The 21,822-nt window shown below is 70.9% G+C and carries 17 protein-coding genes; 7 read left to right on the top strand and 10 right to left on the bottom strand.

Annotation, left to right across the window (positions count from 1 at the left end):
* Nucleotides 1-85: 85 nt before the first annotated feature.
* Nucleotides 86-2,623, bottom strand: coding sequence for an Hsp70 family protein (locus IEZ31_RS48065; protein WP_190256833.1), 2,538 nt, complete (start codon nt 2,621-2,623; stop codon nt 86-88).
* Between the two features lie 241 nt (nt 2,624-2,864).
* Here IEZ31_RS48065 and IEZ31_RS48070 point away from each other — a divergent pair, with 241 nt between their 5' ends.
* Entirely contained in the window at nt 2,865-3,596 is a 732-nt protein-coding gene (locus IEZ31_RS48070) for an IclR family transcriptional regulator (protein WP_190256834.1), read from the top strand.
* A gap of 75 nt (nt 3,597-3,671) precedes the next feature.
* On the opposite strand, the gene IEZ31_RS48075 is transcribed toward IEZ31_RS48070, so the two are convergent.
* From IEZ31_RS48075 to IEZ31_RS48085, 3 genes are all read right to left on the bottom strand, one after another.
* Nucleotides 3,672-5,360, bottom strand: a complete 1,689-nt coding sequence (locus IEZ31_RS48075; protein ID WP_190256835.1) for a hypothetical protein — start codon at nt 5,358-5,360, stop codon at nt 3,672-3,674.
* 55 nt (nt 5,361-5,415) lie between these two features.
* Nucleotides 5,416-6,999, bottom strand: a complete 1,584-nt coding sequence (locus IEZ31_RS48080) for an FAD-binding oxidoreductase (protein WP_229836995.1) — start codon at nt 6,997-6,999, stop codon at nt 5,416-5,418.
* 240 nt (nt 7,000-7,239) lie between these two features.
* Entirely contained in the window at nt 7,240-7,929 is a 690-nt protein-coding gene (locus tag IEZ31_RS48085) for a TetR/AcrR family transcriptional regulator (protein ID WP_190256837.1), read from the bottom strand.
* 138 nt (nt 7,930-8,067) lie between these two features.
* Between IEZ31_RS48085 and IEZ31_RS48090 the strand changes: the two genes are divergently transcribed.
* Nucleotides 8,068-8,529: a hypothetical protein gene (locus IEZ31_RS48090; protein ID WP_190256838.1), complete on the top strand. Its 462-nt coding sequence runs from the start codon at nt 8,068-8,070 to the stop codon at nt 8,527-8,529.
* 26 nt (nt 8,530-8,555) lie between these two features.
* Here the strand turns inward: IEZ31_RS48090 and IEZ31_RS48095 are convergent, their stop codons facing one another.
* On the bottom strand, nt 8,556-9,398 hold the full coding sequence (locus IEZ31_RS48095) for a hypothetical protein (RefSeq protein ID WP_190256839.1): 843 nt from the start codon (nt 9,396-9,398) through the stop codon (nt 8,556-8,558).
* Between the two features lie 404 nt (nt 9,399-9,802).
* Nucleotides 9,803-10,924 carry a TDT family transporter gene (locus IEZ31_RS48100; protein ID WP_190256840.1) on the bottom strand — a complete coding sequence of 374 codons (1,122 nt, stop codon included), beginning with the start codon at nt 10,922-10,924 and terminating at the stop codon, nt 9,803-9,805.
* Between the two features lie 71 nt (nt 10,925-10,995).
* Between IEZ31_RS48100 and IEZ31_RS48105 the strand changes: the two genes are divergently transcribed.
* From IEZ31_RS48105 to IEZ31_RS48115, 3 genes are all read left to right on the top strand, one after another.
* A complete protein-coding gene (locus IEZ31_RS48105) occupies nt 10,996-11,907 on the top strand; it encodes a LysR family transcriptional regulator (protein ID WP_190256841.1) in 912 nt (303 codons plus the stop codon).
* A 247-nt stretch (nt 11,908-12,154) separates the two neighbouring features.
* Complete coding sequence (locus IEZ31_RS48110) at nt 12,155-13,366, top strand: MFS transporter (protein WP_190256842.1); 1,212 nt, start codon at nt 12,155-12,157, stop codon at nt 13,364-13,366.
* 209 nt (nt 13,367-13,575) lie between these two features.
* Complete coding sequence (locus IEZ31_RS48115; protein WP_190256843.1) at nt 13,576-14,154, top strand: TetR/AcrR family transcriptional regulator; 579 nt, start codon at nt 13,576-13,578, stop codon at nt 14,152-14,154.
* A 46-nt stretch (nt 14,155-14,200) separates the two neighbouring features.
* Here IEZ31_RS48115 and IEZ31_RS48120 read toward each other — a convergent pair whose 3' ends face one another.
* From IEZ31_RS48120 to IEZ31_RS48135, 4 genes are all read right to left on the bottom strand, one after another.
* Entirely contained in the window at nt 14,201-15,235 is a 1,035-nt protein-coding gene (locus IEZ31_RS48120) for a DUF2804 domain-containing protein (protein ID WP_190256844.1), read from the bottom strand.
* A 4-nt stretch (nt 15,236-15,239) separates the two neighbouring features.
* The gene (locus IEZ31_RS48125) at nt 15,240-16,022 is read right to left on the bottom strand and encodes a carbohydrate ABC transporter permease (protein ID WP_229836996.1); all 783 of its coding nucleotides are present in this window, start codon (nt 16,020-16,022) and stop codon (nt 15,240-15,242) included.
* Between the two features lie 122 nt (nt 16,023-16,144).
* Nucleotides 16,145-17,068, bottom strand: coding sequence for a carbohydrate ABC transporter permease (locus IEZ31_RS48130; protein WP_190256845.1), 924 nt, complete (start codon nt 17,066-17,068; stop codon nt 16,145-16,147).
* Between the two features lie 6 nt (nt 17,069-17,074).
* Nucleotides 17,075-18,451 carry an ABC transporter substrate-binding protein gene (locus IEZ31_RS48135; protein ID WP_229836997.1) on the bottom strand — a complete coding sequence of 459 codons (1,377 nt, stop codon included), beginning with the start codon at nt 18,449-18,451 and terminating at the stop codon, nt 17,075-17,077.
* 206 nt (nt 18,452-18,657) lie between these two features.
* On the opposite strand from IEZ31_RS48135, the gene IEZ31_RS48140 reads away from it, so the two are divergent.
* Both IEZ31_RS48140 and IEZ31_RS48145 read left to right on the top strand, forming a co-directional pair.
* Complete coding sequence (locus IEZ31_RS48140) at nt 18,658-19,731, top strand: LacI family DNA-binding transcriptional regulator (RefSeq protein WP_190256846.1); 1,074 nt, start codon at nt 18,658-18,660, stop codon at nt 19,729-19,731.
* A 211-nt stretch (nt 19,732-19,942) separates the two neighbouring features.
* Nucleotides 19,943-21,778 (top strand): glycoside hydrolase family 2 protein, encoded by a 1,836-nt coding sequence (locus IEZ31_RS48145; RefSeq protein ID WP_190256847.1) that lies wholly within the window; start codon nt 19,943-19,945, stop codon nt 21,776-21,778.
* Nucleotides 21,779-21,822: the final 44 nt, after the last annotated feature.

The raw sequence follows: 21,822 nt of genomic DNA on the forward strand, positions 1-21,822 counted from the left end.
CCGGAACGCCGACGCAACAGTCAAGAGTCATCTTGTTCCCGCGCCCACGAGTGTGCGCGTTCACATGTCCAGATCGGGGATGGGGTCAGCGGGAGACGTACCACCTTCGCACCGTCTTGTCGGTACCCGTAGCGAGCAGCAGTTGCCCGTCCGGGCTGAACACCAAGTCGGTGTAGGTCCCGGAAGGGCCGGACAACTCCATCAGGCCTTGGCCGCTCGCCACATCGAACAGCGCCGGTAGGCCGTTCGTGTCCACGGCGGCGATGAGCTTGCCGTCCGGGCTGAACACCACGTCGCCTTGGGTCGGCACGGTCAGCGCCGCGCGCATCTTCCGGGTCGCCAGGTCGTAGAGCTGGACCATCCCCGCAGCGTTGGTGGCGTAGGTCTTGGAATCGGGGCTGAAGCCTGCGAAGGTTCCGGCATTGCCGACCGACGTGAGCAGCTTGCCATCGGGCACGCCGCGTAGCTCGAAGCCGCCCACGCTGCTGGGCCTGCCGTTGGCGGCGGTCGAGCCGTCGGCACTGATCCACACCGGGAACCAGGCGTTGTCGAGCGTCGCGACGGCCTTGCCGGCGGCCACGTCCCAGATCTTCACCACACCACCGGCCGCAGCGGAGACGAGCACCTTCCCGTCGCCGCTGAACGCCATGCTCTGGATCCCGTCGCTGCGGTTGGCCAGGGTTGTCAGCAGCGTCCCGTTCGCCGCGTCCCAGATGCGGACCGGCGCGTCGAAGGGATCACCGGAAGCGAGCGTGCTGGCGGTGGCGACGGTCTTGCTGTCGGGACTGAACGCCACGTACGCGCTGCCCTCGTGGCCCGGAAGCGAGGCCAACACTCTTCCGGTGGCGGTTTCGCGCAGCTCGACGGCGATGCCCCCGTCGCCGCCGAGGACACCCATCGGCGTCCCGCTGACGGTGGTGACCTCACGTTTGCCCGTGAACGTGGTGCCGGCGACGATCGTCCCGTCCGGGCTGAAGGTCACGCCGGAGTCGGTCTCGAAGGTGACGGTGGAGGCTCCGGTCGCCGCGTTCCAGATCACCGCGGTCTGCGCCGCGGCGGGGTCGGCCGGCTTGTCGATCGTGGCCACCCACCTGCCGTCCGGGCTCAGGTGGGCCGACTCGACGTCGTGATCGTGGTCCAGTGTGCGAGAGCTGAGCGCCTGGCCGAACGCCGGCGGGCCGCTGCTGGGTGAGTTGGTCCGGTCACGTTCGGTGAGGGTCGGGACGATGCCGATCGCGGTCGCTGCGGCGGCCACGACCCCGATTGCTGCGATGACCAGCGTCCGCCTTCGCCGCCGCGCGGGTCCAGCAACGGCCGGCGATGCGGTCTCGTCCGGCGGTGGTGCCGGGGCCGGGTCGTGGGCTGGATGTTCCGGCGGGTCGACGGGGATGGCTGTGGCGGCGTCGGGTGGCGGCGTGGGGTCGTCGGGGGTGCCCGCAGCCGTTGCCGTTGCTGCCGTGGCCGGCGGGGCGGGTGCCGTTGCCGGGGCGGTGGCGGGTGGTTGGCGCGGGTGGCCGGCGGGGTCGGTCGGGGGTCGGATGTGGAGGGTGGCCGGGGTGGGGGTTGTGTGGACGGCGCCGTCGGCGACGACGAGTTGTGGTTCTTCGATGACGGTGGCGGGTTGGCCGGTTGCCCGGTGCAGCATCGTGGCGACCAGCGGTGTGCGGGTGGCGCCGCCGACCAGGAACCAGCCCGCGACGCTGTCCGGCCGGACGCGGGCCTCCCGGACCGTTGCCAGGGTCGTCTGGACGGTCCTGTGCAGTACGTCCGTCGCGGCGTGTTCGAATTCGTGCCGAGTGATGATCACGTCGCGCCGGGCCTCCGCCACGTACACCGTCGCCGAGGACTCCCGGGTGAGGATCTCCCGGGCCTCGCGCGCGTCCTGCCACAGTTGCAGGCGGTGCCGGCCCCCGTGGGCGTCCGCCGGATCGTTGATGGTCCGCCACTCCTGCGGCGCCGAGCCGGCCAGCCGCGCCCCGACGTGCCCGACGACCAGCGCGTCGAGGTCGAGGCCGCCGATGTCGTCGAACCCGCGGTAGGCCAGCGTCTCGAACCCGTCCGCGGTGCGCTGTACGACGCTCACGTCGAAGGTGCCGGCACCGAGGTCGTAGACCACGACGCTCTGGCCGGCGGCGAGCCGGTTGCCCAGCACCGTGGTGAAGTAGGCCGCCGCGGCGACCGGCTCGGCCAGCAGCGCCGGCGCCGGCAACCCGACCCGTTGCGCAGCGTCCGTCAGTACCCGGCGCCGGGCCGGGCCCCACGCCACCGGGTGGGTGAGGGTGACCTGGCCGGCCGGACCACCGGCGATCCGTCGTGCCTCGGCGGCCACCCGGTCCAGCACCGCCGCGACCAGGTCGGTGAGCGTGTGGGCCCGGTCGCCGAGCAGCACGTCGAGCTCGTCGATCCGACGTTTCGGGTTCGGTTCGAACCGGGCCGGGTCGGCGCGGGCGGCCCGTTCCGCGTCGCGGCCGACCAGTAGCCGGCCGTCCGCGGCGGCGAACACCGCCGAGGGCAGCAACGGCGAACTGTCGAACAGCAACGGCCGGCTACGCCCGTCGGGCCAGCGCAGCACCGCGACGGTGTTGGAGGTGCCGTAGTCGATGCCCAGATGAAGATCCGCCACCTACACCAATCCTCCAGAGCGCATGCTTGGCCAGGTCACCGTTGCTGGCATCAGCTTCCCGGTGGTCTCCGCGCTCGGCCGGCCGCATCTCGGCCCGCCGCCCTGGTTACCGACGACGGCGGTGACGGCCACCGACCACAGTGCCCTGCCCGGCGTGTTCACGGGACCCGAGGATGCGCGACGATCGCCGGGCACGCCACAAACGTGTCACTCAGTGGCACGCGGATCTACCATCACCGGTGTGGACGACGGCACCGTCACCGGGCGGGTCCTGCTCATCCTCGCCACCGTGGGGCGGCGCGGGCCGATCAGCCTTGCCCGGCTCACGCAGGTCACCGGCGTTCCCAAGCCGACCGTGCGGCGCATCGCCAACGACCTCGCCGCGCGTGGCATGCTGGTCAGGACGGCCGAGGGGTACGACGCCGGGACCGACCTGCGGCGGCTCGCGCTGCGGGTCACGCGCGACGACGCGCTGCGCCGCACCGCTGGGCCGCAGCTGCGGGAGCTCAACCGGCGCACCGGGCAGTCGGCCTGGCTCAGCCTCATCGACGGCGACGACGTCCTCATGTTCGACGCGGCGCACGGGCCCCGGCCGGTCCCGAGCGTCGACTTTCCGTGGCCGACGAGCGAGAAGCTGCAGGGGTACATCGGGACCGCGACCGGACGGGTCGTGCTCGCGCACCGGCCGGACATCGCGGAGCGCTACGACCGGCTGCCGCTGCGGCCGGCGACCCCGCACGCGCCGTCGTCGCGCCGGCAGCTGGACGCGGAGCTGCGGCGGATCCGCGACAGCGGCGTGGCGATGGAGGAGGAGCAGTTCCGGCTCGGCTGGAGCTGCGTCGCCGCGCCGGTGCGCGACGCCGCCGGGACGGTCGTGGCCGTGGTCGGCCTGACCGGGCCGACGGCGGCCTACACGCCGAGCCGCCACGCGGACACGATCGCGCACGCGGCCGAACGGCTCAGCGCGGCGTGACCGCAGGCCGCCGTCCACCAGGGGCAGCCACCCGGAGCCGGCAGATGTCGCGCGGATCCCGGGCTGGCCGGGTGTTCACGCGAGCCATGTGAACGCGACGGCCGTTGCTGAGACGGCCACCCAGATCAGGTACAGCGGCCACGGGCGTCGTGGCGCTGGAAGTCCAGGCGGCGGGCCTACCCGGCCCGTGTCGAGCGCGACGCGTCGTGCGTGCCGCAGCGCGGCGGCCAGCTGCCGGGGCGAGCGGGCGACGCCGGCCGCCGGTCGGCCGCCTGCCGCCGGGACCGCGAACGTGATCTCGCCGTCGGTCAGCAGCACCTCGCCGTCCTCGGTGATCTCGATGGCGGTGCCCGGCGTCCAGGCCATACGGCGGCATCCCCACGGTGTCAGTACCGAGACGCCCCCGACGCTCCAGCATGCGCGAGGTCGTAGGTAGTACCGCCATGCCAGCTCGCATGCCACGCCCGCGCTCACGACGCCGAGGACCGCGAGCGCCATGGCCGGTGCGGTCCCGGCGGCGGCAGCCATCGTGACCGTCACGATGGCTGCCGCCTGCACCGCCGTGCCCGCCCAGGAGCGAAGTGACGCGGCGCGGTGCTCCCGGACGGTCGACGGATCCTGGTCGTCCGGCAGGAGATCGGCCGGGTCGACGGCAGGCTCGCCGTCGTCCTCGATGCCGGCCGGCAGACCCCGGCCGCTGTCGTACGGAACGGTCTCCACCTCGGCGACCGGCCTGGTGGGAACGCGGACGCGACCGTCGACCTCCACCGCGCACCACCGCCCGGCGTGGGGATCGCCGAACAGGGTAGCGGGCACCGTGTGCACCCGCGCGCGGACATCGGAGTCCTCGTCGTCCAAGCCGTGCGGCGGGCGTTCGTGAACAACGACGACGTTGAACTGCCGTGCGCTTCCCGGTGGGCCCGGGAGCAGCACGGCGATCTCATCACCGTGGTCAAGCACCCGCACGGCATGGACCGCTTGCGGCTCGGCGAACAACCGGCGCAGCATTCGCCGTCGTCCGTAGGCCTGGGCGAGCAGCCCCACCCCGCCGCCGACGACCGGTACCAGCGGCAGGAACAGCACCGTGATGTCGTACGGTTCGGTGCTGAGCTGCCGCAGCCCTGCGTCGTCCATCAGCACCTCGACCCGGAGCCCGACCGGGTAGTCGGAGGCGGAGAGCACCTCGGCGACGAACTCCGTGCCGTCCGCGAGCCTCAGGCGGACAGCGTCGGCGTCGTCCACGTGCTCAAGGACCTCGGCGGTCAGACGGTCGGCGGCGGCCTGCTGCGCATCGACCTGGTTCTGCCGCCACAGGGTCAGGCCCATGGCCGCGAGACCGGCGGCCACCAGCAGCGCTCCGGCGATACCGCTGAGCGTGCCCACCGCCGGCAGCCGGTGCGGTGCCGGCGGCTGCCGCCGGACAGCACTCGCGAGCGGCTCTTGCCACCGCAGCCGTGCGACGCCGACCGCGGCGACGACCAACGCCAGCGGCAGCAACGCACGCCAGCCGAGCTGGGAGTCGTCGACCCGGTCGGCGATCGGCCACAGCACGGCGCACACCACCGCCGCGCCCACGGCCGCCCACCGGTGCAGGTAGGACATCACCGCGGTCGCGGCGAGCACGCCCACCGCGATGGACATGACCGGCTCCGGATCGCACCGATCGGCGGTGCAGGGAACGTCGGGCACCGTGAAGACGGTCAGCAGCAGGACCGTCGCCGCGGTCCCGGCGACGAGGTGATCAGCGCGGGGGTACGGACGCATGCCCGTGATCATGCCCGATACCAGCGTCAACCACCGACCAGCACAGTGCCGGGGCTCAGGCCGGTTGGACGGACAGCCGGTGCTGGAACACGTTGCGGGGGTCCCAGCGGGCCTTCGCCCGTTGCAGGCGGGGATAGTTGGCGCCGTAGTACAGGGTGGGCCAGGGCACGCCGGAGGTGTTCCACGCCGGGTCGGCGAGGTCGACGTCCGGATAGTTGATGTACGAGCCGTCGTTGATCGCGCCGGGCACCGGCACCCCGCCGGTGTCGGCGTACACGTCGCGGTAGAACTCGCGGATCCAGGCCAGATGCCGGGCGTCCTCGGCCGGGTCGGCCCAGCCGGCCAGGTAGAACAGCTTGACCACCGAGTCGCGCTGGGCCGTCGCGGTCGCCGCCGGTGACACGGCGTTGATCTGCCCGCCGTACGTGTTGAGACTCAACGACCCGACCGGGTTCTCGTAGTCGGCGCGGGTCAGGTGATGGTGGACGGCGGCGAGTTGCCGGTCGGTGAAGCCGCCGCGCAGGTACCCCGCCTTGGTCTTCAGCCGCCACTGCTTGCCGTCGTCGCCGTTGCCCCGCAACGCCGACGCGAGCCACGGCACGGTCTGCCGGGTCACGACCGGTGTGACGCCGACACCCCGGCTCAGCGCCGCGACGTGCTCGTCGAGCAGCCACGCGCCGTCGGCGCCGCCGGCCACCTGACCGATCAGCGAATGACCGCCGGCGGGCCGGCGCGACAGCACCAACTCGCCGTACAGTCTGGCCTGCGGCGCGCCGGGTGCGCCGTGCCGCACGCACCAGTCGGTGAAGTTCCGGGCCAGCCTGGCGAAGCCCCGCTGGTCCATGCCCTCCCACGGCCACCACACCGTGAAGGTCAGCACCGACGCGGGCGGCCGGGGCAGGAGGCGGCCCGGATCGTTGCCGGTGGCGCCGGGCGACCGGAACCAGTACCGCGTGACGACACCGAAGTTGCCGCCCCCGCCGCCGGTGTGCGCCCACCACAGGTCCCGGCCGGGGTCGGACGGCTCGCGGGTGGCCACCACGGTGCGGGCCGTGCCGGCGCGGTCCACGACCACCACCTCGACGGCGTACAGGTGGTCGACGACCAGGCCGTGCAGGCGGGACAGCGGCCCGTACCCGCCGCCGGCGACATGGCCGCCGGCACCCACGCCGGGACACGAGCCGCCGGGCAGGGTCACGCCCCAGCCGAGGTGGAGCCTGCGGTACACCTCACCGAGCGTGGCGCCCGCCTCGACGGCGAACGCGCCCCGCAGCGGGTCGTAGTGGACGCCGGTCATGCCGGACAGGTCGATGACCGTCCGGACGCTCGGGTCGTCGACGAAGTCCTCGAAGCAGTGACCGCCGCTGCGGACCGCGACGCGTCGCCCGGCGCGCACCGCTTCCTGTACCGCCGCCGCGACCTGCGCCGTCGAGCCCACCACCCGGACCTCGTCGGGCGTGCCCACAAACCGCCGGTTGCCCCGGCTGACCAGATGCTCGTAGCGCGGATCGTCCGGACCCACCCGGACCGGGCCCAGCGGTGGCGGGCAGTTGCCCGGTGGAGCGGCGAACGCGGGCGCCACGCCCCGATCGGTGACCACCCCGGCGGCCATGGCCGCGACGGCAGTGGCGCGAAGCACGTCCCTACGGCGGTGTTCAACCATCTCGCGGACACTCCGTTCCAGTTGTCGGCGCCTCGCGGCGCCGGGCCCCGCCGACAACGCTATGGACGCCGGTCGGCGGACGACATCCCGCTGACCACCGTGTCGGTGCTGAGGAAAGCCCCACCCGAGCCCCGGTGGGTCAGCCGAAGAGCGCCGCGTCGACCGCGCGGAGGCCGTTGGTCCGACTTCCGGCGATCGCCCTGTGCCGTTGGTGCGTCAGGTCCGAGCGACCGACGGACCCTGTCCACCCTGTGCCCCGGTTGCACCCCCGGCGATGCCGGCCAGCACCGTTTCCAGCGTCCGCTCGAACTCAGCCTCACCACCGAACCCCGCTTGCAGGGGAGCCAGGGCGGCCAGGGTCGGATACACGGCCGGATCGAACGCCGGTTGGGCCGCGCCCGTTGCGGGGTCACCGGACACGTCGGGATCCGCGCTCACGGTAGCGAGCAGATACCCGTTGAGGAATCCGAAGAGCGTCATCGGGGCGTCCGCGATCGTCTGGTCTGCGATCTCGGCGCGACGCATCGCCGCGGTCAGCCGTTCGAGCGCCGCCAGCGCCACCGCTGAGGTCTGCGCTCGGGTTGCCAGCAACGGGAAGATTCGGGGATGGCGTATTGCCATGTCCCGGTAGCTGCGGGCCATGGTGCGGGCGATGTCCATCCAGTCGTCGGGCCACTGCGGGGTGGTGGCCGAGACCTCGGTCAGGACGGCTTCGGAAACGGCGTCCAGCAGCGCGGCCTTGCCCCTGATGTGGTTGTAGATCGACATCGGATCGACGCCGAGTTCGGATGCCAGGCGGCGCACCCCGAACGACTCCAGACCGTGGCGATCGACGAGGTCCGCCGCCGCAGCGACAATCCGCTCGCGGCTCAGCCCGGCCGGTTTGCCCTGTGTGCGCTTCGCCACTCGTCGCCCTCGCGCCTTGTCCAACCTACACCGTAGATCTAGATTCTACACGGTAGGCAATACCTACGGTGTAGGTAGCGCGCGTCAGCGCGTTGCTTCAGACACGGACGTGCGATCCACTCTCCAAGGAGAAGTTCGATGACGAGGACCCGTCATGAGCAATCAGCCATCGGCACGATGTACGCGGGCCTCGGGCTCACCGTCGTCGCAATGATCGTGCCGTACATCGCGCGCACGAGCCTGGCCGACCACATCAGGGCCGGCTATCCGACCTACGCGCAGGGACCCGTCGACACCGCCGTCATGACCTATCTCATCTACCTGACAGTCCTCGGAGCACTCGGCATCGCGTGTTGGTTCGGCGCCATCTGGGCGGTCAGGACGGGCAAGCGGTGGGCCCGCAGCGTCGCGACCCTGGTGTTCGCGCTCGGCGCTGGCATCGCGCTGTTCAACCTGCTCGTGAAGGACACCTCCGGGGACACGGGCCTGCCGCCGTTGCTCGGTTGGGTCGGGGTGTTGCCGTGCCTGGCAGGGCTCCTGGTGGTCACCTTGCTGTGGAGGACATCGCGACCGACCTCGCAAGCGCGACAGAACGCGTGACCTCACGCGCCGTCGCGGTCGGCATGTCAGGTCGGCCGGCGTAGCTGGTTGCCGGGCGGCGGTGGACCCTGGTCGGCTTCTTGCGGGAGGAGGCGCGGGTCGGCCAGCAACTGCGGAATTCTGCGGTACCAGCTGCGGTGGTTGCGCCCCATCCGTGCGTCGTCAGCGGCGGCTGCGGCCGCGGCGGCGAGCCGCTGCCGATCGAGCACCCCGGCCAGAGCCAGGCGAACCAATGCGACCCGCCAGGTGTTGGCCGGGTTCCAGTACCGCTCGGATCCCAGCAATGCCTTCTGCACACCGGGCGAGGGCTCGAACAGCGACCAGACGGACCGTTCGGCCAGATCCGGGTCCGCACGTATCGCGCCGGTGATGGAGTCGCTGAACAGCAGGCCCCTGACCATCAGCACGAGATAGTCCCCCGACGTGCTGTCCGGCTGCAATACCCCGGCCAGCTCCAGGTGCCGCAGCCGTCGCCAGATGTCCCACCAGATGGGGCCGAACAGGCCGACCTCGGTCTCGGCCGCCTCCGCGCGCAAGGTGGCCTCCGTGAACGCCTGCCGCCACTCGGGCGTCCGCGAGGTGAGCACCCGGTCGATGTCGGACGCCGGTGGATGCAGGAACACGAACGAGCCCACCCGCCGCACGACGTCGACGGGACCCACGGCCAGGGCCAGGACGGCACGCGTCCGGACGCGTTCGCTCCAGGCCTGCGCGGTCAAGCCCTGCCGCTGCTCCGGGCCGGGCACCGCGCACAGCCGTCGACGCAGCGCCTCCCACGTCCCCGCCCGCACCTCGTCGGACAGGCCGGAAAGGGCCGCGAGCACACCGTCGCTGTCATCCGCCTCGAACGACGCGACCACGGCAGACACTGAACGCACGTCGGACACAAGACCAGGATGCCGTACCTCGGACATCCGAGCGGTGCCGATCAGGGCCCTGCAGGTGGTCGGGGCCGATGGCGGGCGCCTTCGGGCCAGTCGGTCAGCTCAGCAACGCGCCGTGCGCGAGGTCCCGGGAGATCTTTCGGTAGTAGGTGGCCAGGTCCGCGTCGATGCCTGGTTGGTGGCGTCGTCGAGGTCCTGCGTGGCTGGGGCGGGCGGCCGCGCGCCCGGCGCGGCATCGCGCCGGGGCAAGCCGTTCGTAACCCTCCAAAGCGCCACAACCGGCATTCTTCCAGCAACGGACCACAAGGACACACCCGCACTACCCGCCACTAGGTGGCGCCTCGGACCGCGTCTTGCTCGTCTGGCGGGCCGGCGGCGGCTCTCGCTGATCACATTTCCGCCGGGGGCCGGAGCAGATCGCCGCGGCGGGCACCGCGCACCGTGCGAACGGCGGCGGTGCTCCATGCCGCGACCAGCAGCAGGTAGAGGGTCACGGCCAGGGCACTGAGGGTGGCGGCGTGGCTGCGGGCGGCGAGGCCGGCGGTGCCGGTGACGAGGGTGCCGACGGGGAAGACGAAGCTCCACCAGGCCAGCGTGAACGGCAGGCCCTCGCCCGATCTCGCGGTGCGGATCGAAATGGCGGCGGCCAGGACCAGCCACAGCATGGCGAACCCGAACGCGGGCATACCGTAGAACATTGCGAAGACCTGCGCGCCGGTGCTGTACGGGGCCGGCAGTACGGTCGTGGCGGCGACGCCGAGCAGGTGGGCGGCGGTGATGGACTGGCCGATCGGACCGAGCACGATCCACAGCGTCGGCACCAGGCGGGCCGGGCCGACGTGGTGGCGCACGAGCCGGGCCCACAGCTGGGGCAGGATGATCAGTGTGGCGACGAGGCTCATGCCGAACAGGGCGTAGCCGGCGAGCAGCAGGTCGAGGCGGAGTTGCCCGGCCGGCAGGTGCGGCACCAGCAGCGCGCCGTTGGCGGCCGACACCATGGGCGGCACGACCGGCATGAGCCACCCGCCGAATGCGCCGTCCGGGCCGGTCCGATGCCGGGTCATCATGAGGTACGGGATCGCGACCGCCGTGACCAGGCCACCGGCCGTGCCGGCCACCCACAGCACGGCGTCGACGACGACGGCGGTGTGACCAAGCCAGTCCTGCCCCAGCAGCAGCGCGCCGCCGCCGACCGTCATCGCGGCCATCGGCGGCGCACCCCAGAACTGAGCCATCACCGGGTCGGCGGCGTGCCCGAGCGCGGTCGCGCGGTGCCGGCGCAGGTGCACCGCCCACGCCACCGTGAGCAGCACCAGCAGCCCGGCCGCCAGCGCCCACACGAGGGTGGCGGCGGGTCGCAGGCCGGGCAGGCGCAGCGGCAGCACCCCGGCGGCGTTGGCGACGATCCCGGTCCCCATGACGGTGGCGAACCAGTTCGGCCCGAGATACCCGAACGGGTCACGGCGTTCCGGCGCGCGGGCGGCGTTCGGGGCGGCGAGCACAGCGGTCATGGGTTCGACGGTCCCCCGGCCGCGGCGGCCCCGGTAGGCGGCGATCGCGTCTGACGTCATAGTCTGGCGTTATGCCCTTGCCGCCGCTGGTGACGGATCTGAGCAGCTTCGACCTGCTGCTGTCCGTGGTCCGGCTCGGCAGTGTCGGCCGGGCCGCCGCGGCGCACCGCATCTCGCAGCCCGCGGCCAGCGCCCGCCTGCGGCAGCTGGAACGGCAGCTCGGGGTCACTCTGCTGGATCGCACCCCGCGCGGATCCACGCTCACGGAGGCCGGCGTCCTCGTGGCTGACTGGGCCCGGGCCGCCGTCGACGCCGCGGCCGCCCTGGCCGTCGCCGCCGCCGCGCTGCGCAGCAGCATGGACAGCCGGCTCGCCGTCGCGGCCAGCCAGACCGTCGCCGAGTACCTCCTGCCGGGCTGGCTCGTGACGCTGCGCCGCGACCACCCCGACCTGACCGTCGCGCTGCGGGCCGGCAACTCCGCGCAGGTGGCCACCGCGGTCCTGGACGGCGAGGCCGGGCTCGGGTTCGTGGAGGGGCCGGACCTGCCGGCCGGGTTGCGCGCCGAACCCGTCGCGGAGGACCGGCTTGTCGTACTCGTGCCCCCGGGGCATCCGTGGAGCCGCCGCCGACGCGGCATCACCCCGGCCGAACTGGCCGCCACCCCGCTGGTCGCCCGGGAGGCCGAGTCCGGCACCCGCCGCGCCTTGGAGGAGGCACTGCGCACCAACGGATGCGGCCCGGCCGCGGCGCCGATGCTCGAGCTGTCGTCGACCACCGCGATCAAGCACGCCGTCGCCGCCGGCAGCGGTCCGGCGGTGCTGAGCTCCCTCGCCGTCGCCGGCGAGATCTCCGCCGGCACGTTGGTCGCCGTTCCCGTCACCGGGCTGCCGCTGCGGCGCAGCCTGCGGGTGGTGTGGCCGGTCGGACGGCAGCTCACCGGACCGGCGCGGGACCTGTACGCGGTCGCCCGGCGCGCCACATAGCAAGGACGCGGTCGCCCCTTCGACGAGACGTCGCGACGCGGACTGCGGGCACCGCGCGGTGTCGTGTGCGCGCCGACGGCCGACACCCGCCCGGGTTCTAGCGAAACCAACCAAGCGCTTGCTACGCTGCGGTGGCTGGTCGCCCCCGGTGCCTGACCGGCGTGCCTGGCTACTCCCCTGCGGCCGCGCGTCGCCAGGTGTCCCCGACTGGCTCCAACGAGGCCACCCCAGGAGGGCGAACAGCCTGATGTTCCGGGCGCTGCGACACCCTCCGTTCCGGACGCTGTGGACGCTGGTCGTCCTGGGTCAGCTCGGCTACTGGTTCTCGTCGATCGCATTCCAGTGGGAGGTCGCCCACCACACCGGCAACGACCCGCTGGCCCTGGGCGCGCTCTACTTCTGCGGCCTCGCCCCGTTCCTGCTGTTCTCCCTGCCGGCCGGGATCGTCGCCGACAGTTGGGACAGACGCAGGCTGATCATCCTCGTCCAGGCCGCCGCGTCACTCCTGGCCCTGACCGCCACCCTGCTGGCCGCGCTGACAACCATGTCCGTCCTGGTGTTGATGACACTGAGCTTCCTGTCCGGATGCGTCGCCACCGTCCTGTCCCCGGCCAGCCACGCCCTCATCGCCACGGTCGTCCCCCTGGAGGACATGGTGAGCGCGGTACCGCTGCAGTCGACGGGCGTCAACCTGGCCCGCATCACCGGACCGGCGCTCGTCGGGCCGATCCTCATGGTCGGTGGACCGGTCGGCGCTTTCGGCGCGTACGCGGTCCTGTCCATCGGCGCCGCGGCTCTGGCCGGACGGCTCGCCGCGTCCGTGGGTCCTGCCGCGCCGGTACCGGCCGAGACGCTCCGGCAACGACTGACGGCCGGCATCAACCACGTGCGCCAGCGGCGCCCGATGCTGGCGGCACTCGCCGTCGTCTCGGCGACCTCCCTGTTCGGCTCCTCCTACATGGCGCAACTTCCGCTGATCGGGGCGCGCGTCTCCGACAACAGCGACACAGCGTTCCTGAGCCTGGTCACCCTGGGCGGCATCGGATCACTCCTCGGAGTGCTCTCCGTCGCCCGGCGCGGCCGCAACCTCGGCGTGGCCGCGGCGGCGGGCCAACTGGCGGCGCTGGGAGTGGTCGTGGGACTGATCGGCGTGACGCGATCGTTCCCTGTGCTCACGGTCCTCATGATCCTCGGCGGCGCACTGGGCTTCTCGATCATGACGTCGATCAACTCCATCCTGCAGCACGTCGTCGACGACGCCCAGCGCGGGCGGGTGATGAGCCTGTACTTCGTCTGCTGGGGTGGCCTGCTTCCGCTCGGCGGCCTGGGCCTCGGGAGCCTGGTCCGAACGGTCGGCGTCGGCTGGGCGTTCGCCTGCAGCGGGTGCCTGGCCGTCCTGGCCGGGCTCGGCATCGCGTGGCACAGTCGCCGATCCGCGAGCCGCCCGGCCGGCGACTGACGCGTCCGCCCGTCCGGGCGACGCAGCAGGGCGAGAGGTCACGCGGAGGTCACCGACCAAACGGACACACCGGCGTAACAAGCGCTTGGTAGAACTGACAGGTACCGCATGCCGCCGACCCGACACCGTCAGCGGCGACCACCCGAGGATGCTGTGATGGTGCAACCCATCGAACCGGACGTCGAGCTGCGAGGAACACGTTGACGCGAGTGCTGAAAGACCGACGCGAGACGATTCTCGACAGTGCCGCCGCCCTGTTCGCCAGCAAGGGTGTGGCGGCCACCACCGTGCGTCAGATCGCCGACGAGGCCGGCCTTCTCTCCGGCAGTCTCTACCATCACTTCGACTCCAAGGAGGCGATGGTCGACGAGATCATCTCGTCGTACCTGACGGACCTCCAAGCCCGGTACGAGACCGTACTGGCGCGAGAGGCCGGTTCCCGCGAGCAGCTGCACGACCTGATCATGGTGTCGCTGGAGGTGGTCGAGGCGCACCCGCACGCCACGGAGATCTACCAGAACGACGTCAACTACCTGCTGCAGTTCGAGCGGTTCAGCTACCTCAGGAGCGCCGGCCGGGCGGTCCAGGACGCCTGGCTCCGGGTGATCCAGGCGGGCATCGCCGAGGGAGCGTTTCGCGCCGATGTCGACCCGAAGATCCTGTACCGGCTCATGCGCAACTCCCTGTGGCTGTCGGTGCGCTGGTTCAAGCCGAGCAGGGCATATCCGATAGCCAAGCTGGCCGAAGACTGCACGTCGCTGTTCCTCGACGGTCTCGCCGTTCGCTGATCGCGCAGCACCGACGTCGGCCGCTGATCCTGTTTCGGCTCGGACCTCACCAGCGGCGTTCGACCTCCTCGACGTGCCCGTAGACGTCGTCGAAGCGGACCGTGCGGCCATCCGCCAGCGTGATCTCGCCGCGGTAGTGCCCGAAGCAGGTGTCGCCCCGGCTCATCACGATCCAGCGGTTGAACACGTGCCGCACGTGCCGCTCCGGCGTGAAGGTCACCCGGACCGACGGTCCGGTGAGGGTCCACGGGGTGAGCAGGTCGCCCGGATCGTATTGCCAGTCCAGGTGTTCGCTGATCTTGTGCAGCCTCCCGTCCACGCGGAGCCAGTTCTCGGTGGAAGGCGTGCCGTCGGTCCACTTCCCCCCGAACTGCAGGCCGATCTCGCGCCCGTCGGCGCTGGTCCCGTTGCCGGATCCCCAGTTCCAGAAGGTGAAGTACGGCCAGCGTCCCCGGCCGCGGTCGTGCACCGCGAACGACGAGCCGGCACTCACCTCGTGGCGGACACCGTCGACCGTCACCACGCCCTCGGCGCGCAGGCAGTTGTCCTTCTTCGTGTACTGGAAGACGGTGTCGCTCCATGGCACCACCACACCCATCGACTCATGCCCGGGAGCGGCGAGGATGCGCAGGTCGACGTCGATGCGTGGGGACCGGGCGAACAGCACGGTGCCGGCGCCGTCCGGTGTCAGCCGGATCAGCACAGGGCCCCGGCTCGCCTGCATGGGTTCCTGGTTCAGCGGATCGCGCATCCCGGCGTGGCCGGGGAGCCACCGGTTGCCACCCTGCCGGATGCCCTGGTGCGTCAGGCGGTCCTCGTAGGTGACGGCCACGTTCGCCCGGTAGTCGTGGTGCGAGATGTTGAGCGAGACGACGGCGGTCGGCGTGGTGATCGCCCAGTACTCGAATCGCTTGTTGCGGCCCCAGCCGCGCAGGTTCGTGCGGTGCAACGCGGATCGGGTCCAGCCGACCGCTTCCGGGTTCAGCCTGCCGGACGGCAGGCACAGATCCACCGGCTCGGTGATCTCCCGCTCGGGGACGCGTTCGCCCCCGCGTGGCACCGTTGTCACAGGCAGTCTCACCGGGTCAGCCTTTCGTCGCGCCGTCGGCCAGGCCGCGGATCAGCCACTTCTGCACCAGCAAAGCGACCACGACCACCGGGATGACCGTGATCATGCCGGCGGCCGCGAGAGCGCCCCAGTTGGCGCCCTTGTCGGTGTCGCCGACCATGCCCGCGATCGCCACCGGAACGGTGACGGCGTGCCGGCTCGTCAGCACCATGGCGAACAGCAGTTCCTCCCACGCCAGGACGATGCTGAAGATGAAGGTCGCCAGCAGGCCCGGGATCGAGATGGGGAGGATGACGCGGAAGAAGGTGCCCATGCGCGAGCAGCCGTCGAGCATCGCCGACTCCTCGAGTTCCTTCGGCAGCGCCAGGAAATAGCCGCGGCTGAGCCACATGACATAGGGGATGATGAACGAGCAGTACGCAAGGATGAGTGTGGCGTGCGTGTCGGTCAGGCCGAGGTTGCGCGCCACCAGGAACATCGGCACCGCGAGGGCGATTGGCGGCACCCCGCGTGACGCCAGGATCAGCACCCCGATGAGGCCTGCCCCGCGGATTCTCAGCCGGGCCAACGCGTATCCCGCCATGGCACCGGCGGCCAGCGACAGCACGGACGAGCCACCGGCGACCAGGGCCGTGTTGAGCATCTTGCCCGCCAGCCCGGCGCTGGTCATTGCCTCGGCGTACTGGGTCCCGGTAGGGACGAAGAGGAATGTCGGCGGCGTGGTGAAGATGTCCCGTTGCAGCTTCACCGAGGTCAGCAGCATCCAGCCCAGCGGCAGCAGGAACAGCGCGCACACCACGACGCCCGCGGCGACCCTGACCCGGTGGGCGGTCCGGGGCCGCGAGCGGCGCGCCGCGGTCGCGTCGCTCGCCGCGGGCTTGTCAGGCATGGCCGGGACGGCGGACGTGGCCTGCGTGGTGGTCACAGCCGGTTCTCCAGTCTCCTGCTGCCCAGTAGGAAGACAGCGGTCAGCGCCATGGTGATCACCAGCACGATGATCGCCATCGCGGCGGATTCGCTGAACTTGAGCAACTGGAACGCCTGCCGGTAGATGTACAGGTTCACCACATTGGTTGCCTGGCCCGGTCCGCCGTTGGTGGTCGAGACGATGATGTCGAACATCTTCACCGCCCCCAGCCAGCGGACCACGAAGGTGGCCGCGATGATCGGCGAGAGCATCGGCAGACTGATCGACCTCATGGTCTGCCACCAGTTGGCGCCGTCGACGGCCGCGGCCTCGAACACGTCCTTCGGCAGCGCCAGCAACGCGGCCGAAGCGATCAGCGCCACGAACGGGACGGACCGCCAGGTGTCGATGATGACGATCGTGATCATGGCGATCCCGGAGTCGCCGAACCACTCGACCGGCCCGACTCCGAACAGCCCGATGAACCACGTCACCACGCCCCACAGCGGGTCGAGCATGATCTTCCAGATGCCTCCGGAGACCACCGGTGCCACGACCATGGGGATGAGGAAGAGCGCGCGGACGATGCCGCGCCCCCTCCACTCGGCGTTGATCAGGAAGGCGACGCCGAAGCCGAGCGCGATCTGCACCGGCAGGGCAAGCACCAGATAGACCCCGGTGACCTGCAACGAGTTCAGGAACGACTCGTCCTCCAGGACACCGCGGTAGTTGTCGAACCCCACCCAGTCCGACGGAGCGAACGTCGCCAGGCTGAAGGACCTGAAACTGATGTCCAATGTGTACAGCAAGGGGTAGGCCAGGACCGCGGTCAGCAGGACGGTGGCCGGCGCCAGGAAGGCCCAGCGGCTCGCACCGTCGCGCAGTCGCGACCACGCTTTCGCCCTGGATCGGCGCAGGGGCGGGGATTCGACCGTCATGGTTCGCTACTTCTTCAGCAGGGATTTGATCTGTTGCTCCGCCTTGGCGATGGCATCGGCTGCGGACGTCTGGCCCTGCACCGCCGCGCTGGTCTGGTCGGCGAGGACCTCCTGGATCGCGTTCGACTGCGGCGTGCGGGGCCGCCACATCTCGCCCTTGGCCGCGGCGTTGAATCCGCTCTGGATGGCCGCATAGACCGGCACCAGCCACTGCTCGCTGGGCGTCGTCGACAGGGTCGACTTGCGGGCCGGGAACGAGCCGAGGTTGTTCGAGGCCCAGAGCTCGCCCTTCTTCGAGCTCATCCACTGCAACAGCGCCCAGGCGGCCTGCGGATGCTTGCTGTTCTTGAACACCGAGCCGCTCCAGATGCCGCGGTGCGCGCTCGGTCCCGCGCTGCCCGCCGGCATGGTCTGGATCCCGACCTGGTCCGGCTTCAGGGTGGTCACCGCACTGTCCACCGCGGCGCTCTTGTAGGCGCTGCCCCAGGTGAAGATGGTCGCGATCTTGCCCTGCCGGAACGCGTCGAGCGGTTCGGTGTAGTTGTACGTCTTCGCGCCCGGCGGTGCGTACTTGAGCAGGTCCACCTGGACCTGCAGAGCGTCGATGCCGGCCTGGGTGTTGAAGGTCGGCTTCAGGTCCTTGTCGAACAGGGCGCCGCCGTTGGCGTTCAGGACCGTCTGCCAGAATGGCGGTGACAGCACTCCGCGCACCCACGTGAGGCCCACCGCCCAGGAGTCGGTCTTGCCGTCGCCATCGGTGTCCTGGACGAGTTTGGGTGCCGCCTGCAGGTACTGATCCCAGGTGAGCGCCGGGGTCGGCTCAGCAACGCCGGCCTTCTGGAAGAGGGTCTTGTTGTAGAACATCAACAGCAGGTTCGACCGGAGCGGTACTCCGTACTGCTTGCCCTGCCATGCGCTGGAGGCCAACGGGGCGCTGTTGAAGTCGTCCCAGTCAAAGTCGCTCTGGGTCCACGCGGCGGCATCGTTCTTCAGGTCCAGCAGGACGCCGGCATCCGCGAGTTGCGGGGTCCACGGGTCGTCCAGGGTGATCAGGTCGTACTCCGGGTCGGTGCTCGTCCCGTTCAGCATGCCCTTGGCCAGCAGGCTGTCGTAGGGCGTGGAATCGATGGTGACGTCGATGTAGGGGTAGTCCTTGTTGAACTCGGGAACCAGCCGATCCTGCCATTGCTTGGTGAAGGCGTCGTTCGCCATCATCGTGATCTTCACGTGCTGATCCGCGGTCCCGAGACCGCCGCCGTCCTTCGACGGCGAGCCGCTGTCCGATCCGCAGCCGCTCAGCGCGACAAGGCTCAGGCCGATGACGGCGGCCGTGAGGCTGTGCATGCCGGGCAGCTGGCGGCGTCCGTGTCGTGGTCGCGCCATCCGAACTCATCTCCTCATCATCGTCCGGGACACCGGCGGCGCAGTGCGCCGGCTCGAACCATGACGTCCCGGACAGGGTCATATGTGGCAAGGCGGGGTGCTCAGAGGCTGAGTGGTGTGAACACTAAAGCAGACCCCCCGGAATGTTGCAACGTGGAAATACCCCGGCCGCACCGCCGGAACAGCCGGGGCCTAGGATGAGCGCCATGGCGGGCGATGGTGAGCACTCGGAAGCGCCACGACGGACCGGCCGCCCGACGATCAAGGACGTCGCCCTGCTCGCCGGCGTCTCCTGGCGGACCGTGTCCAACGTCATCCACGGGCACAAGTACCTGCGGGCCGAGACCAGGGCCAAGGTGGAGGCGGCCATCTCCGAGCTGGGATACCGGCCCCAGCAGGCGGCGAGGCAGCTGCGCAGTGGGCGCAGCGAGCTGCTGACCCTCGCCGTGCCATACATCGCGCACCCCTACTTCGCCCGCCTGGCGCACGCGGTGGCGCAGGAGGCCGAGCGACACGGCTATGACGTGCTGATCGACGAGACCCGCGGGATCCGCGACCGGGAGCTGCACGTCGCCGCCGGCTACCGCAAGATCCTCACCGACGGCATCATCTTCAGCCCCATCACGATCGACCGGCAGGAGCTGGAGGCGGCGCGCAACGAAACGCCCATCGTCCTGCTCGGCGAGCACATCAGGACGCGACGGATCGACAGCGTCATGGTCGACAACGTCGCGTCGATCCGCGCGCTGATCGACCATCTGGCCGGCCTCGGGCGTCGTCGCATCGCGTTCCTCGGCTACGTCGCCACCGGCGGGCTGGGCTCGTCCGACCTGCGGGTGCAGGGATACCGGGAGGGGTTGAGCGCCGCGGGCCTGGACGTCGACCCCGCATGGATGATCTCCGTGGCGCACGGCGCGCGCGCCTCGACGATCGAGGGCGACTACTCGCGCGAGGCGGGGTATGAGCGGACCAGGGAGTTCCTGCCCAGGATCGGTGAGATCGACGCGCTGGTGTGCGCCAACGACCTGCTGGCGATCGGCGCGCTGCGGGCGTTGCGGGAAGCCGGTGTCCGGGTGCCGGCCGACGTTGCCGTCACCGGCTGGGACGACATCCCGGACGGCGCATACGCCGCACCCGCGCTGACCACTGTCGCTCCCGACCTCGAAGGCATAGCCCGGCTCGCCGTGCGTGCGGTGCTGCGGCGCCTCGACACCCCGGATGCCCGGCCCAGGGCCACGACCGCCAAGCACCGGCTGGTGCTGCGGGACTCGACCGCCTGAGCCGCCCAGGCGGTCCGCCACAGAACCTCCTGACCTCACCACCTCACTCGACCGCCCGAACCGCCCAGGCGGTCCAGCACAGAACCTCCTGACCTCACCACCTCACTCGACCGCCCGAACCGCCCAGACGGCCCGGCACAGAACCTCCCGGCCTCGCCGCCACCGCTATTTCCACGTTGTAATAACGCGAGCCCCCTGCTGTAATGCAGCCATGACGATCCCCCGGCCGGAGCACCCACGACCCCAACTGGTCCGCGACGCCTGGCTCTCCCTGAACGGAATCTGGCAGTTCGAGATCGACCAAGGGGACAGCGGACTGGAGCGTGGCCTGCCGGACCGGGAGCTGGAGTCCACCATCGTGGTCCCGTTCGCACCGGAGTCGGCCGCCTCCGGCATCGGCACTTCCGACTTTCTCGAGGCGGTGTGGTACAGGCGAACCGTGCGCATCCCCTCGGAATGGTCAGGGCGCCGGTTGCTGCTGCACTTCGGCGCGGTCGACCACGACGCGACGGTGTGGGTCAACGGCGTCGAGGTGGCACGCCACCGGGGCGGATTCTCCTCGTTCACCGCCGACCTCAGCGACTGCGCCAAGGCCGGTGGACAGGCGGTCATCGTGGTCAGGGCCCGCGACTCGCGGCACGGCGTGCAGGCCCGCGGCAAGCAGGCGACCTGGTACGAGAACACGTTCTGCTGGTACACCAGGACCACAGGTATCTGGCAGACCGTCTGGCTTGAGGCGGTGCCGGCCGTCTCGATCCGGACCCTGCGCGTCACACCGAATCTGGGAGCTGCCCGATTCGAAGTCGTCGTGCCGCTGACCGCCAACCGTCCGGGGCATGCCGTGCTGCTCGAGCTGTCCGACGAGCACGGGACGGTGGCCACCTCCCGGGTTCGCGCCGACCTGGACCTCGCCCCGCACCTGACGCTCGACATTCCGGCGGACCGGGTGCGGCCGTGGTCACCGGCCGATCCCCACCTGTACAGCCTGCGGGCACGTCTGGTCGACGGCTCCGGAGACCTCGTCGACGCCGTCGACAGCTACACCGGGCTGCGCTCGGTCGCCGTCGATGGCCAGCGCCTGCTGCTCAACGGCCGGCAGGTGTTCCAGCGCCTGGTGCTCGACCAGGGCTACTGGCCCGACACTCTGATGACGGCGCCGTCGGACCAGGCGCTGGTCACCGACATCCAGCTGGCCATGGACGCCGGCTTCAACGGAGCCCGGCTGCATCAGAAGGTCTTCGAGGAGCGTTACCTCTACCACGCGGACCGTATGGGGTTCCTCGTCTGGGCGGAGTTCGGCGACTGGGGAGCCAGCGGGCAGGGGCCGACGGGGGCGAACCAGCAGCCGACAGCGTCGTTCGTCACCCAGTGGCTGGAAGTGGTCGAGCGGGACGCGAACCACCCGTCCATCGTCGGCTGGTGCCCGATGAACGAGACGCACCAGCTGCTGCACGACCGCATCACCGTGCTCGACGACGTCACCAGGGCGATGTTCCTCGCCACCAAACTGGCCGACCCGAGCCGCCCGGTGATCGACGCATCCGGATATTCGCACCGCGTTGCCGAGGCGGATGTCTACGACTCCCACAGCTACGAGCAGGATCCGGCGGCCTTCGCGGCACAGCAGGCCGGCCTGGCGGACGGCCACCCGTACCGCAACCGGCACGCCGAGGGCGAGTACTCGGTGCCGTACCGGGGGCAGCCCTACCTGGTCTCGGAGTTCGGCGGGATCTGGTGGAACCCCGACGCCCCCGGCGCCGGCGAGAACCGCGACGACAGTTGGGGTTACGGACGGCCGGTGGCCGACGAGGAGGAGTTCTACGAGAGGTTCGCCGGACTCGTCGCCGTGCTCAGGGACGACCCGCGGATGTTCGGCTACTGCTACACCCAGCTGACGGACGTCTTCCAGGAGCAGAACGGCGTGTACCGCTTCGATCGCAGCAGCAAGCTGGACGTCGACCGGATCCGCGCCATCCAGTTGGTCCCGGCGGCGTACGAGCGGCAGGACGAGCGCCCGGACTCCGGTGGGCGCGGTCCGGCAGTGTAGGGGGCACCCAGGTCGACGTTCGGCAGTGTCGACCTGGGTGCGCG

This window comes from Dactylosporangium sucinum (genome assembly GCF_014647515.1).
Classification (GTDB): domain Bacteria; phylum Actinomycetota; class Actinomycetes; order Mycobacteriales; family Micromonosporaceae; genus Dactylosporangium; species Dactylosporangium sucinum.